14 protein-coding genes are annotated in these 13,568 nt (G+C 68.2%); 11 read left to right on the top strand and 3 right to left on the bottom strand.

The window, feature by feature from the left end; translation table 11 throughout:
• Both ACIBTS_RS47140 and ACIBTS_RS47135 read right to left on the bottom strand, forming a co-directional pair.
• On the bottom strand, positions 1 to 569 hold a 569-nt coding region (locus ACIBTS_RS47140; protein WP_399327818.1), incomplete at its 3' end, for a phosphotransferase family protein.
• The gene (locus tag ACIBTS_RS47135) at positions 566 to 1,759 is read right to left on the bottom strand and encodes an acyl-CoA dehydrogenase family protein (protein WP_399327816.1); all 1,194 of its coding nucleotides are present in this window, start codon (positions 1,757 to 1,759) and stop codon (positions 566 to 568) included. The genes ACIBTS_RS47140 and ACIBTS_RS47135, both read right to left, overlap by 4 nt.
• A 133-nt stretch (positions 1,760 to 1,892) precedes the next feature.
• Here ACIBTS_RS47135 and ACIBTS_RS47130 point away from each other — a divergent pair, with 133 nt between their 5' ends.
• The 9 genes from ACIBTS_RS47130 to ACIBTS_RS47090 all read left to right on the top strand — a co-directional run bounded on the left by ACIBTS_RS47130 (position 1,893) and on the right by ACIBTS_RS47090 (position 10,359).
• Complete coding sequence (locus ACIBTS_RS47130) at positions 1,893 to 2,468, top strand: TetR/AcrR family transcriptional regulator (protein WP_399327814.1); 576 nt, start codon at positions 1,893 to 1,895, stop codon at positions 2,466 to 2,468.
• Positions 2,469 to 3,260: 792 nt separating this feature from the next.
• Positions 3,261 to 3,749, top strand: coding sequence for a hypothetical protein (locus ACIBTS_RS47125; RefSeq protein ID WP_399327812.1), 489 nt, complete (start codon positions 3,261 to 3,263; stop codon positions 3,747 to 3,749).
• Positions 3,742 to 4,647, top strand: a complete 906-nt coding sequence (locus ACIBTS_RS47120) for an alpha/beta hydrolase (protein ID WP_399327810.1) — start codon at positions 3,742 to 3,744, stop codon at positions 4,645 to 4,647. Before ACIBTS_RS47125 ends, ACIBTS_RS47120 begins: the two co-directional genes overlap by 8 nt.
• A 26-nt stretch (positions 4,648 to 4,673) precedes the next feature.
• Positions 4,674 to 5,477 (top strand): alpha/beta fold hydrolase, encoded by an 804-nt coding sequence (locus ACIBTS_RS47115; RefSeq protein WP_399327808.1) that lies wholly within the window; start codon positions 4,674 to 4,676, stop codon positions 5,475 to 5,477.
• A gap of 79 nt (positions 5,478 to 5,556) precedes the next feature.
• Positions 5,557 to 6,441 (top strand): MBL fold metallo-hydrolase, encoded by an 885-nt coding sequence (locus tag ACIBTS_RS47110; RefSeq protein WP_399327806.1) that lies wholly within the window; start codon positions 5,557 to 5,559, stop codon positions 6,439 to 6,441.
• Positions 6,442 to 6,498: 57 nt separating this feature from the next.
• Complete coding sequence (locus ACIBTS_RS47105; protein ID WP_399327805.1) at positions 6,499 to 6,927, top strand: PaaI family thioesterase; 429 nt, start codon at positions 6,499 to 6,501, stop codon at positions 6,925 to 6,927.
• On the top strand, positions 6,924 to 7,967 hold the full coding sequence (locus ACIBTS_RS47100) for an LLM class flavin-dependent oxidoreductase (protein WP_399327804.1): 1,044 nt from the start codon (positions 6,924 to 6,926) through the stop codon (positions 7,965 to 7,967). Before ACIBTS_RS47105 ends, ACIBTS_RS47100 begins: the two co-directional genes overlap by 4 nt.
• Before the next feature lie 76 nt (positions 7,968 to 8,043).
• Complete coding sequence (locus ACIBTS_RS47095; protein WP_399327803.1) at positions 8,044 to 8,733, top strand: winged helix-turn-helix transcriptional regulator; 690 nt, start codon at positions 8,044 to 8,046, stop codon at positions 8,731 to 8,733.
• Between the two features lie 39 nt (positions 8,734 to 8,772).
• Positions 8,773 to 10,359 (top strand): AMP-binding protein, encoded by a 1,587-nt coding sequence (locus tag ACIBTS_RS47090; protein ID WP_399327801.1) that lies wholly within the window; start codon positions 8,773 to 8,775, stop codon positions 10,357 to 10,359.
• 126 nt (positions 10,360 to 10,485) lie between these two features.
• On the opposite strand, the gene ACIBTS_RS47085 is transcribed toward ACIBTS_RS47090, so the two are convergent.
• The gene (locus tag ACIBTS_RS47085; RefSeq protein WP_399327799.1) at positions 10,486 to 11,103 is read right to left on the bottom strand and encodes a TetR/AcrR family transcriptional regulator; all 618 of its coding nucleotides are present in this window, start codon (positions 11,101 to 11,103) and stop codon (positions 10,486 to 10,488) included.
• 120 nt (positions 11,104 to 11,223) lie between these two features.
• Here ACIBTS_RS47085 and ACIBTS_RS47080 point away from each other — a divergent pair, with 120 nt between their 5' ends.
• Both ACIBTS_RS47080 and ACIBTS_RS47075 read left to right on the top strand, forming a co-directional pair.
• Entirely contained in the window at positions 11,224 to 12,633 is a 1,410-nt protein-coding gene (locus ACIBTS_RS47080) for an aldehyde dehydrogenase family protein (RefSeq protein WP_399327797.1), read from the top strand.
• 153 nt (positions 12,634 to 12,786) lie between these two features.
• Positions 12,787 to 13,557 carry a maleylpyruvate isomerase family mycothiol-dependent enzyme gene (locus tag ACIBTS_RS47075; protein ID WP_399327795.1) on the top strand — a complete coding sequence of 257 codons (771 nt, stop codon included), beginning with the start codon at positions 12,787 to 12,789 and terminating at the stop codon, positions 13,555 to 13,557.
• Positions 13,558 to 13,568: the final 11 nt, after the last annotated feature.

The raw sequence follows: 13,568 nt of genomic DNA, 5'->3' as shown, positions 1-13,568 counted from the left end.
AGCCGCTCCACGTCGGCGAGTTCGCGGGTTTGGACGCGTTGCCACTGGTCGTACCAGCGCCGGACCTGACGCGTCAGATAGCCCTGCGGCCGCCCGAACCCCGCCAGCCCGACCGCGCCGGGATCGACGGCGTGCAGGCGCGCGAGCACGTCGACCAGACCGTAGGCGCAGCGTGTGATCTCGCCGTCGGGCAGGGCGTGCAGCTGCTCGCGAGTCCGGATGACCTGGCCGTCGATGTGCTCGACGACCGAGAAGGGCACCCCGAGTCCGTCGCCGGTCTCCCCGAAGACCACGGCACGGGCCACGGGGACGTCACTGCCTGCGAGCGCGGCGACCACCCGGTACTCGCGCTGCATGTCGTGCGCGGAAGGAGTGAGCCCGCCCAGCGGAGGACGGCGCACAACCCACCGCGTGTGCCCGTCGGTGACCAGATAGGTCAGGTTCGACCGCCCGCCCTGCAGCAGTTCGGCGGCAAGTCCGCCGCGGAAGCCGGGCACATGTGCGACGAAGAATCGCTCGAGTGCGGGCAGGTCCAGGCCGTCCACGGTGATGCGGTCCGCGCTGGTCATCGAGTGGCCGTCTCGGTGTGGCGGCGCAGGACACGGCGGGCGATGGCCCAGCGGTGGGTCTCGGACGGGCCGTCGTAGATCCGGAAAGGCCTCACCTCCCGCAGGAACCGCCCTAGCAGGATGTCGCCGGACACCCCGAGCGAGCCACAGATCTGCAGCGACCGGTCCACGACCCGCCACACGGCTTCGGCGCAGAAGGTCTTGGCGATCGAGGTGGACTGCGAGGCCGACCGGCCCTGGTCGAGCTCCCAGCAGGCCTGAAGGATCAGTCCACGGGCGGCCGCGATGTCGATCTCGTTGTCGGCGATCATCTGCTGCACCATGCCGAGATCACCGAGCCGTGAGCCGAACAGCCGACGGTCGGCGGCCCGGGCGACGGCGATGTCCTGTGCACGGCGGGCGATGCCGAGCCACCGCATGCAGTGGGTCATCCGAGCAGGCCCCAGCCGTACCTGCGCGTAGCCAAAGCCCTGGTCGACCTCGCCGAGCACCGCCTCGTCCGGTACGACGCAGTTGTCGAAGCTCAGCTCGACGTGGCCGCCGTAAAGGCTCTCATCGAGCGTGTCGATGTGTCGGACCGTCTTCATGCCGGGGTTGTCGGCGTCGACCAGGAACATGGTCGCGCCGCCCTGGTCACCGGGTTCACCCGAGGTCCTGGCCATGCAGATCGCGAACCCCGCGCCATCGGCGCCGGTGATGAACCACTTGTGTCCGTCGATGCGCCAGCCGCCCGCAACGCGCTGTGCGCGGGTCGTCAGGGCGCTGGGGTCGGAGCCCGCGCCGGGCGCGGGCTCCGTCATCGCGAAGCAGGACCGGACAGCGCCGGCCGCGAGCGGGAGCAGGTACTGCTCCTTCTGCTCGGCGGTGGCGATGGCTTCCAGCATGTGCATGTTGCCCTCGTCAGGGGCAGCGATGTTCAGCGCCAGCGGACCGAGCAGGGAGTATCCGGCCTCCTCGAACACGGCAGCCCTGCCCCGCATGTCCAGGCCGTGGCCGCCGAACTCCGTGCCGACGTGCGGTGCGAAGACACCCGCATCCTTGGCGGCCCGCTGGAGCCCGATCCGGACGTTCTCGGTCCGCGCGACGCCACGGTGCTGTTCCTCGGCCGGGATCACCATGTTGCGGACGAAGTCGGCGGTGCGGCGCGCGAGGTCCGCGGCGACGGGATCCTGGGTGAGGTCGACTGCCATGGCGACTCCCAATCTTGGCTAATGAGTATTAGCCAAGACTCTAAGAGGTCACTTGGTGACATGCACCATGGTGCGTGTCACAGTCGCCGACTGAGTCGGCTATCGTTTGTTAGTCCTGAAAGTGGAGGTGAGGGTGAGTCGAGCCGACGACATTCGTGCTGCGGCGCTGGAGCTGTTCACGCGCCTCGGCTACGAGGCGACCACGATGGCCGACATCGGGCGCGCGGTGGGTATCCGCGGTCCGAGTCTGTACAAGCACGTCGCGTCCAAGCAGGACCTGCTCGCCCAGATCATGATCGGCACGATGGAGGGCCTCCTCACCGCACACCGCGCGGCCATCGCGAGCAGCGAAGGCTCTGTGGCACGCCTTCGCCGCGCCACAGAGGCGCACGTTCGCTACCACGCCCGGCACCGGCTCGAGGCCTTCGTCGGAAACCGTGAGATCCGCAGTCTCGTCGAGCCGCACCGCAGTCGCGTGCTGGCCCTGCGCGCCGAGTATGAAGCCGGCTTCCGCGAGATCGTCGACGCGGGCGTCAAGGAGGGGTGCTTCACCGTCGCCTCCCCCCGACTGGTCTCCTATGCCGTCCTCGACCTCGGCATGGGGGTCGCGGCCTGGTATCGCGAGGACGGCGAACTCGCCGAGGACACGATCGTCTGGCAGTACGGCGACTTCGCCCTCCGCCTCGCGGGCGCAAGCTCTGAAAGCTAGAGGCACCACCAACGCCGAATGAGCACTGATCGAGCTGCCGCTGCCGGCCCCGGCCTGCGATACCGCGCGGGGCGGGCACCCGGGGGCATGCGTGTGACACCGTCGGCCGGGCTATCGGGGATGACCCGCCGGGCGGCACCGCTGATGGTGAGGCGCGGCTTCTCTCCGGCTTGAACTTCCGGCGGGTCCGGCCGAGTTAAATGGTGCTGCGCCGACGCGAGGAGGACGGCAGGTTCGGCCCTCTCCGGACTGTCACGCGGATGCGCCCGCACATATCCCGTTTCGATCGGCAATGCACAGCCGCCAGGGAAGGGCATCGAACAGGCGCTTGGGAAGTCGGCCCATACCGGCTTCGATCTCGACAGCAAGCCGATCGAGCCGGCCAGAGCCGCGGTTCGCCGTGTCGCTGCACCCTTCAGTCGAGAGAAGGCGGCCTCCCTCTCTTCCTCGACAAGAAACAGGGGCATGCGCAACCTCCCCTTGACGCTATACATTTATTATAGTTACTGCTAGCGTCCCCGGATAGGTGAAGGGGGCGCCCAATATCCGCGGGACCTGGTCGACGGCGGCGCGCAGCATCTGTCCGACGAGTGCTCGTGAGCGTCGTAAGCGCTTGTCGCCGAAAGGGGACGCGCGCGGCTGTCCGGCCTGGCCCAACAGCCACCTGTGACGTCGGGAGCTCGCTCCCGGGGCTGTCACGCAACTGGTGTCGACGGCGCGTCAAACGCGCTTCACCGTCCCGACCGCGCATTGCCCGGCTACTGAAGTCCTTCCTGAAAGGAATCTGTCGACATGTCAGACAAAGCCGTCGCGGCCACTCGTGCCGAGGTGACCGCATGGTTCTTCGAGGACTACCTGCCGCGTTGGGTCGCTGTGGCCGCGGGCGCGTCCGACGAGGGACCCGAGTTCATTCTCAAGTACTGGGGCACCCCGTTGCACGTCACAGGGCTGGAACAGTCGTTCTGGTGCCTGGATGACGCGAGCGTGCTCGCCTTCCTGGACATGAACTACGCTCCGCTGCGGGAGGCGGGATACAGCCACACCGCAGTGCCCGATCGACGCGTGCTCGTCTACAACACCGTCGGTGCCGCGGTCGAGGTGATCTGGTCGCGGCGCCGTGCCGACGAGAGCGAGATCCAGCGTTTGGCGGTGCAGTTCAGCGTGGCCAAGTCCGACCAGGGCTGGCGCGTGGTCGGCATCCACTCGGCGGCGACGGACAAGGACAGCCTCGCTGAGGCGTGGCCCGTCGAATCGGTCCTGGAAGAGGCGAGTCATGGCTGAGAAGGCCTATCCGCCGCTGGTCATGCCCGACGGCGTCGGCCGTCAGCGGGTCACCGTGTGGAGCGATGGCATCGCGCTCGACGCGGACCTGTACCGACCGACGAACCTCGCCCCTGGCGCCGCCCTGCCCGCCGTCGTGCTGTGTCATGGGTGGGGCGGCAGCAAACTCACCGCGGAACGCTATGCGGCACTGTTCGCTTCAGCGGGCATGATCACCCTGACCTTCACGCAAGGCAGCTGGTTCGACTCGGGCTCCCCGTTGCAACTGGTCGGCGGCATCCCCGACCTCGATGACGGCAATGAGGCACGCGCCCGAGTGCGGTTCATCCGCGACCTCGTGGATCCGTTCGCCTGGGCGGCGAACCTGCGCGCGGCGCTGGACTACATCGAAGGTGAGCCAGGCGTCGATCCCGCCCGGATCGGGGTGTGGGGGACCAGCTTCGGCGGAGGCATCGCCGTGCACCTGGCCGCCCACGACAAGCGCGTCAAGGCGCTGGCCGTGCAGGTGGCCGCCATCGCTCCGCTGAGTGGACGCGTCGCGGAACTGGCCCGCAAGCGTGCGATCGACACCGCCCGCGGCGACACCGCCTCGATTCCCCAGGGCGTCGACTCGTGGCCGAACATGGCGGGAACCCCCTACATGGCGAAGTTCGCGCACTACGACCCGCTCGCCCAGGTCGACCGGCTGCGGATTCCCACCTTGATCATCGACGCCGGCGACGAGGAGATGTTCCCCATCGCCGACAACGGGGCCCGCGCGGCGGAGATCCTCAAGGGCGCTCCCGGTGGTGTCGTCGACTACCAGGTCATCCCTGGCATCGACCACTACGGCATCTACTTCGACGGCTACGAGCCCAGCAGCCGGGCGGCCCGGGACTGGTGGGAGCGTCACCTGTGACGACACCAGCCACTCGCGTTCTCACCGTGTCGACCACGCTGGGCCCGCTCCACGTGCAGGATGCCGGCCCGGCCGACGGCCCCGTGGCGCTGTTGTGGCCGAGCTTGTTCAGCGACGGGGAGACCAGCTGGGGCACGCAGCTGGCCAGCCTGCACGAGCTCGGGTGGCGGACGCTGCTGGTCGACCCTCCCGGTACGGGCGGCAGCCCTCCGGCCTCGCGGCGGTTCACCATGGAGGAGTGCGGTGAGGCCGCGCTTCAGGTGCTCGACGACTCGGCCGTCGACAGGACTGCCCTTGTCGGACTGTCGTGGGGCGGTTTCGTGGCGCTGCGGGTCGCACTCATCGCGCCGCACCGTGTGACCGCCCTGGTCCTGTCCAACACCACCGCCCGGGGTGTGGGCTTTTTCGAACGCCTCAGAGTCCGCATGACCTCCCTTCTCATCCGGGTCGGCGTTCCGGGCGGGCCGGGCCGACTGGTCGCGGCCCAGATGCTCAGCGACCACTCACGCCGCCACAACAGCCCCTTCGCCCACAAGTTCGCCGCAACGGTCAACAACCTCGACACCGTGGGACTGGCACGTGCCGCGCGGTCGGTGCTGGGCGACCGCAGCGACGTCACCGATGCCCTGCACGGGATCACCGCCCCCACCCTGGTGATCGCCGGCGCCGAGGACAAGGCGTTGCCGCAGGCTCCCCATTCCGACGATCTGGCCCACCGCATCGTCGGTGCCCGACTCGTTGTGCTGCCGCGCGTGGCTCACCTGGCTCCCTGTGAAGAGCCCACCGAGGTGGCCTCCCTGATCAAGGAATTTCTCGCACCGCTCGGATAGCGCCGCCGAGCTGTCTCGCGTCGGCCGTAAGTCCGGCGACACCGCACATCGCCTCACGGCGCCGAAAGGAACACCAGGCATGACTGAACTGACATACGACGTGTACGTCTGCGACGGGGTCCCGCGAGCACGACCTGAACGGCTGCCCGACGGCGGTGTGATCGTGTCGTCTCCGCTGGCCTCGACGCTGATCATCGGTGACCGGGAAGCCGTGCTGGTCGACCCGCCGTTCACCCACGAACAGACACAGCAGGTGGGCGACTGGGTGGAGCGCTCCGGAAAGCGCCTAGCCTACATCTATGCCACGCACGGCCACGGCGACCACTGGTTCGGCACCGGCGAGCTGCTGAAACGCTTCCCGGGAGCTATCCCTTACGCCACCGAGGGCACCATCGGGATCATGCGCCGCAACGTCGAAGGGCGCGAGTGGTTCTGGGACGCGGACTTTCCCGGCCTCATCCCCGACACCCCGCTCGTCTATCAGACGATCCCCGCGGACGGGTTCACGTTGGAGGGCCACCGGATCGAGGCAGTCGAGGTCGGACACACCGACACCGACGACACGACCGTGCTGCACGTCCCCTCGATCGGCCTGATCGTCGGAGGCGACGTCGTCTACAACGGCGTACACCAGATGCTGCTGGAGACGCCCGGCGGCGGATTCGAGTCGTGGCTGGCGGCGCTCGACGTCCTCGAATCGCTCAGTCCTCGCTCCGTGGTGGCCGGGCACAAGAACCGTGACCTGCCCGACGATCCGGCCATCATCGACCAGACCCGCCAGTACCTGCGCGACGCGCAGCGTCTGCTCGCCGAGAAGCCCACCCCCCGCGAGTTCTATGACGAGATCGTCGCCCGCTACCCAGACCGGCTCAACGTCGGGCCTGTCTGGTACGGCGCGCACGGTCTCCTCGGAGGCCCCACGTCCGCAGTGGCTGCGGACGACACCAACCAGGCGAGCGAGTAAGGGTGCCAGGTGACACAGCCCAGGACCAATCCGTCAGCCGGCCGGGACGGAGTGCCTTTGTCAGGCTTCGACGTGTTCCGCAGCGCCTTCGTGGAGGCTGTAGGTCTGCGCTTCACCGAGGTGACGCAGACGCAGGTGCGGGGAGAGGTGCTGCTGGGCGCTGAGCACCACACCCCCTGGGGAGTGGTGCACGGCGGGGTCTACACCACCATCGTGGAATCCGCTGCCACCGTCGGTGCGTCAGCCGCGATAGCCGATCGCGGCCAGGTCGCCGTGGGAGTGGCCAACAGCACGGACTTCCTCCGGCCGATCACCGCCGGGACGGTGGAGGTACTGGCCGAAGCGATCCAGCAGGGGCGCAGCCAGCAACTGTGGCAGGTGGCCATCACCAGCGCCGACACCGGCAAGCTCATCGCCCGCGGCCAACTGCGGCTGGCCAACGTGCAGGCCACAGGACTCCCGAACACTTTGGGACAGCACTCATGACCACCACTGCTTCTGCCTCCGCCGATTACGACCACAGTCGGGCGGGCCTTGAGGTGTCGGCGGCGTTTGCGACCACGATGGAAACCCCGGAGCACATCCGGATCGCCGAGGAACTCGGCTACCGGCGTGCATGGTTGTACGACACACCGCAGCAGAGCCCCGACGTGTGGATGTGCCTTGCGCTGGCCGCCGAGCGCACCCACCGCATCGGGCTCGGGCCCGGCGTTCTCGTACCGGCGCTGCGCCACCCCATGGTCAACGCCAGCGGAGCGGCGGCTCTGGAGCGCCTGGCCCCGGGGCGGGTCGCCGTGGCCTTCGGCACCGGGTACACCGGCCGTCGGGCCATGGGACAACAGCCCGTCTCCTGGACGTACCTGTCCCGCTACGTCAAGACGTTTCGCGCGCTGCTCCGGGGTGAAACGGCCGAGTGGGAGGGCAGCCCGCTACGTATGCTGCACACGGCCGCATCGCTCCCGAGTGCATCGGACACCATCCCGGTCTACATCGGAGCGATCGGTCCCAAGGGCATCGAGATCGCTGCGTCACTCGGGGACGGTCTGTTCGTCGTCGGCGGCGTCCCCGACCGGGCCAAGGAGTTCGAGAAGGTCTCCTACCTGGCCGTCGGGACGGTGCTCGGTGACGGCGAAACCCTAGACAGCGAGCGACTGCGCACGGCCGCAGGCCCCGGACTGGCGCAGGTCTTTCACATCTCCTACGAATTCGGTGGCGCGGAAGCCGTCAAGGCGCTGCCCGGAGGGTCGGATTGGCTGGCTGTCGTGCAGAAGACACCAGAGGTTCAACGCCACCTCGCGGTGCACAACGGGCACCTGCTGCATCTGAACGACGCCGACACCGCGGCCTGGGACGCCGGGGGACACGCACTGGTCGAGCACGTCACCCTCACCGGTACGGCCGGCGACGTCCTGGCCAAGGTCCAGGACCTGGCGGCGAACGGTGTCACCGAGATCATGTATCAACCCGCCGGCGACATCCGCCGTGAGCTCGAAGCCTTCGCCGACGCAGTGGGGATACGACGATGATGGCGACGTGCGAACCAGGACCGGCGGCGGTGTACAACATGGATAGTGAGGAGTTATCGAGCCGTACAGTAGGAGCATGACAACCGCTAGAACATACGGCCAGATGTGCCCGCTCGCCCGTTCCCTGGACGTCCTCGGTGAGCGATGGACCCTGTTGATCGTGCGGGAGCTGTTGCTCGGACCCAAGCGGTTCAAGGATCTGGTCGACACCCTCCCGGCCCTCGGACCGAACCGCCTGACTACGCGACTGCGCAGCCTGGAGGACGCCGGGATCGTTCGCCGGGCCACACTGCCGCCTCCCGCGGGAGTGGCCGTGTACGAGCTGACCGAGAGGGGCGCGGGGCTTGAGGAGCCGCTCGCCGCCCTTGCACGGTGGGGCCTGGCCCTTCCGCCGTCTCCGGAGATCGATCCGAAGACGACACGGGTGGACCTCATCGCGCTCAGCGTGGCAAACGTTGTCTCGCCGGACAAACTCGTCGGTCTCAAGGAGATCTACGAGATGCACGTGGGCAGAGCGACGTTTCACATTGAGATCGCCGACGGCCGGATGCGGACGAGGAGCGGTCCCGCACCCGTTCGCCCCGACCTTGAGATCACCTGCCGGGTGCGGACCTTCCTCCAGCTGATCTTCGGCGGCACGCGGGCGGTCGACGCTGTCCGGTCGGGAGATCTGCAAGTGGCCGTCGGTACGGACGAATTGGTCGAGCGTGCCTTCGACCTGATGTCCGGTACAGAGATCGATTATCCGGTGCACATGGGGATCTAGCGCGAGCGCCCCTGCCGCCGGAGCGTGAAGGAGCGATGTATGAGCTTCAACCCGGCGGCACCCGCCCTGTCATTCGAGGCCTTGAGTCCCGTTTCGTTCCTGGACCGGTCGGCCGCGGTGTTCCCCGACCGCACGGCTGTGATCGACGGGGACCAACGGTTCACGTACGCCGAGTTCCACGACCGGTGCCGTCGCCTGGCCGGCGTCCTGGCCCCGCTCGCGAACGGCCGGCCGGTGGCCGTGCTCGCACCCAACACGCACGTCATGCTAGAGGCGCACTACGGCGTTCCGTGGGCCGGTGCGCCGCTGGTCACGATCAACACCAGGCTCTCCGCCCCCGAGGTGCGCTACATCCTTGAGCACTCGGAAAGCGCGGTGCTCCTGCAGGATCCGCAGTACGACGACCTCGTGGCCACGGCGATCGAGGCTATGTCGCATCCACCCGTGATCGTGCGCGCGGGCCCGGGCGACGACGGCGCCTACGAACGACTCCTCGCGGCGGCTGTGCCCACTGCCGTTGGGGTGTTGAATGAGCTAGCGCTGTTGTCCCTCAACTACACCTCCGGAACGACTGGACGCCCCAAGGGCGTCATGTACCACCACCGCGGCGCCTACCTCCAGGCGCTCGCAATGGTCACGCACACCCAGCTGAGCGCGGCCTCCGTCTACCTGTGGACCTTGCCGATGTTCCACTGCAACGGCTGGTCCTTCCCGTGGGCGGTCACCGCCGCCGGAGCCACGCACGTATGCCTGCCAAAGGTGGAGGCTTCCGAGATCTGGCGGCACATACACGCCGAACAGATCACTCATCTGTGCGGTGCTCCTGCCGTGTTGTCCATGGTCGTGAACGCCCCGCAGGCCACCCGCGACGTCGACGACATCATCCGCGTCCTCACCGGCGGGGCACCCCCCAGCCCCACCCTCCTCGCCGCCGCGAAGGCACTGCGCATCGACGTCACCCACCTGTACGGACTGACCGAGACCTTCGGGCCGGCGGTGCTGTGCGACTGGCACCCCGAATGGAACGGCCTCGATGCCGCGGAACAGTCCAGACTCCGCGCACGCCAGGGCGTATCTAACGTCATTGGCCTCACCGCCCGTGTGGTCGACCGAGGAGGGGGGGACGTCCCCGCGGACGGCACCACGATCGGTGAGATCCGGCTGCGCGGCAACAACCTCATGCTGGGCTACTTCAAGGACGACGCTGCGACCGCCGCGGCCGCACCCGACGGCTGGTTTCGCACCGGCGACCTCGGCGTGCGCCACCCCGACGGATACATCGAGCTGAGGGACCGCAGCAAGGACGTCATCATCTCCGGCGGAGAAAACATCACCTCGATCGAGGTCGAGCAGGCCATCGCCAGCCATGCAGCAGTCCTCGAGGTCGCCGTCGTCGGCGCCCCGGACGAGCGTTGGGGCGAGGTGCCGGTCGCGTACGTCGTGCTGCGGCCAGATGCCATCGTCTCCGAGCAGGACATCGTCGACCACGTCAAATCCCGCATCGCACGCTTCAAAGCGCCCAAGCGGGTTGTCTTCGGAGAACTGCCCCGCACCTCCACCGGAAAGATCCAGAAGTACCTGCTCCGCGAGGGCGAGCGGGTCGCCTCTGACGATCGATGTTCCTGAAGCAGGCCGCACGGGACCGCGGCTTCCGTCCATGCATGCCCCAGCCACGTACGACGCCGACCACTTCGGCTCCTTGACCGAAGTGCACTTCATACAGGACAGGTGTACCCCGTCATGGATTTCGCCTCACCCGTGTCCTTGCACCCCGACGGCACGCAGGAGGAAGGGCAGCAGGCGGTCGGCCATCTCCGCTGCGGACGCCGCGTCGACGTCGTCCGGCATCAGCGGGGTGAGAAAGAACCTGCTCATCATGGGGCCGATCACCAAGTCGCCGAGAAGACCGGCGTCTTCGACCGGCGAGATCTCGCCCCGCCCCACCGCACTCTGCACGATGTGCTCCATGCGTTCGCGTACGGGCACCACAAAGGTGTTGGTGAGCGCCTCGGCCAGAGCGGCGTTGTGCGCGGCCTCGGCGATCAGCGACCGCAAAACCCCTCCCTCCTTCCCGGTCATGGAGGTCGCCTTGGCCCGGAGCAGGGCACGCAGGTCCCCTTCTAGGGTGCCGGTGTTCGCGGGCGCCGTGAGGTCGTGGGCATAGGCCGCGGCGGCGGCGACGACCATGACCTCCTTGGACGGCCAGCGACGGTAGAGGGTGGCGGTGGACACACCGGCGCGGGCGGCCACGGCGGCGGTGGTGAGTCCGCCGTACCCGCTCTCGCTCAAGACGGCCAGAGTCGAGTCCAGCAACGCTCGGTCCCGGGCGGCATCGCGAGGACGCCCCCGGCGGGCCGCTGACTTGGTCATGCGCCGACTCCGGAGGACGCGCGGAGCTGTTTGCAGAGTTCGGAATGAGTGGGAGGGGTCACACTGAACAGCATACGCTCATACGAAACGAAATGACTTCGTTTCGTATATGCTCTGGGCATGACGCCGAATACTCACGTGGACATCTCCTCCACGGCAGAGCACGCGACGGAAACCGTCACCCGGCTGCGTGCCACTTTCCAGACCGGCCGCACCAAGCCCCTGACCTGGCGGAAACAGCAACTGCGAGCACTTCGCGCCTTGTTGACCGAGCATCAGGACGTATTCGCGGAGGCGCTGCACACCGACCTCGGCAAGAGCGCGACCGAGTCGCACGTCATGGAGATCGGCTTCCTCGTGCGGGAGATCGACCACACCCTGCGCCACCTCGACCGGTGGCTGCGCCCGAGCAGGGCGGCCGTTCCCCTGTCGCTCGTGCCGGCCCGGGCCTGGACCGTGCGGGAACCGCTGGGCACGGTGCTGATCATCAGCCCCTGGAACTACCCGCTGAACCTGGCCCTGGCGCCACTCATCGGTGCCCTGGCCGCCGGCAACTGTGTCGTCCTCAAGCCCAGCGAGGTCGCCCCCGCGACCTCGTCCGTGCTGGCTCACTGGCTGCCCCGTGTCTTGGACCCGCAGGCCGTGGCCGTCGTTGAAGGTGGCATTCCCGAGACGACCGCCCTACTGGAGCAGCGGTTCGACCACATCTTCTACACCGGAAACGGCACGGTCGGACGCATCGTCATGGCCGCCGCGGCCCGTCATCTCACCCCGGTCACCCTGGAGTTGGGCGGCAAGAGCCCCGCTGTGGTCGAACCCGGCGCCGACCTCGCGACGGCCGCCCGCCGCATCGCCTGGGGCAAGTTCATGAACGCGGGCCAGACCTGCGTCGCACCCGACTACGTGCTCGCGGTCGGCCGGGCGGGCGCCGAGATCGAGGCACACCTCATTGAGGCGATCCGCGAGATGTACGGCCCCGACCCGGCCCGCAGCAACGACTACGGCAGCATCGTCAACGAGCGCCACTTCGACCGGCTGACCGGCCTGCTGACCGACGGCCGGGCCGTCGTCGGCGGCGGCCACGACCGCCCCACCCGCTATATCGCCCCGACCGTGCTCGCCGACGTCGACCCCGAGTCGCCCGTGATGCGCGAGGAGATCTTCGGCCCCATCCTGCCCATCGTCCGCGTCCCCGACCTGGACGCGGCCATCTCCTTCATCACCGGGCGGGACAAGCCGCTGGCCCTCTACGCCTTCACCGCGTCCAAGCGCACCAAGCGGCGCCTGATCGCGGAGACCTCCTCCGGCGGCCTGACCTTCGGTGTGCCGACCGCCCAGCTCGCCGTGCACGGCCTGCCCTTCGGCGGCGTCGGTGAGAGCGGCATGGGCCACTACCACGGCTCCTATTCCCTGGGCACTTTCAGCCACACCAAGTCCGTACTCGACAAGCCACTCAAGCCTGACACGCTGCGCGTGACCTACCCGCCCTACACCCGCCGCAAGGACCGCATACTGCGACGGATCACGTAAGCCGAGTGGACAACGCGTCACGACGCCGCCGAGGGCTGCTCGAGGCCCCGCCTCACATCCACCACGTCAACGAACAACCGCCGACCGATACCGCGGAACACGGCGGGCCCCTCTCGCGTGAGCGGGCCCCGAGGGTTGGCGAAAGGATCACCAATGAGACCTGACCGTGCGGAAGCTTTCCGCCTGGAGCGCGCGGAGTTGCTCCGCTTCTGCCGGGAACTGGACGCGAAAGAGTGGAGCGCGGCGAGCGCTGCGGCCGGATGGCGCGTGCAGGACGTGGTGGCGCATATCGGCGCCACCTGCCGCTCCTTCTTCACGCCCTCCGTAGTGACCATGATGCGCATGAGGGACCTCGAACGGACCAACGACCTGTTCGTCGACCGGCGCCGAGACCGGCCGGTCCCGCAGACGCTCGCCGAGTACGAACGCTGGAGCCGGATGATCGGCGTGGCCGCCCGTCTGCCCCTCGACTGGATGCGTCTGCCGATGGCCGACCTCGGCTGGTACCCGGGCGGGATGATGATCGCCGGCGCGATGACGTTCGACCATCACACCCACCTGCGCTACGACATCGCTCCCGCACTCGGGCGTCCGGTTCCCGGCACCGACGCGAACCGGATGGCCGTGGTGCTGGAGTGGATGCTGGCCGTCCTGCGAAATCAGCTGCGGTCGGCACGGCCGGAGTGGTTCATCCGTCCCGTCACGATCGAGCTGGAAGGACCGGGCGGAGGTACTTGGTCTGTGGGTCCGGGCGGCATGGCAGCTGCCGGAGCGTCGGACAAGCCGGCGGCCACGATCACCGGACGGGCCGTCGACTTCCCGGAATGGGCCACCCACCGGGCTGACTGGCGGGATCGGGACCTGAAGATCTCCGGCGACATTGACTACGCCGCCCGGTTCTTGGACTTCGTGAGGGTGGTGTGAGCGTCTACCTC

Origin of the sequence: Streptomyces sp. NPDC050121 (assembly GCF_044460385.1) — a bacterium.
Classification (GTDB): domain Bacteria; phylum Actinomycetota; class Actinomycetes; order Streptomycetales; family Streptomycetaceae; genus Streptomyces; species Streptomyces soliscabiei.
The sequence above is the reverse complement of the archived record's forward strand: the minus strand, read 5'-3'. Positions and strand labels throughout refer to the sequence as shown.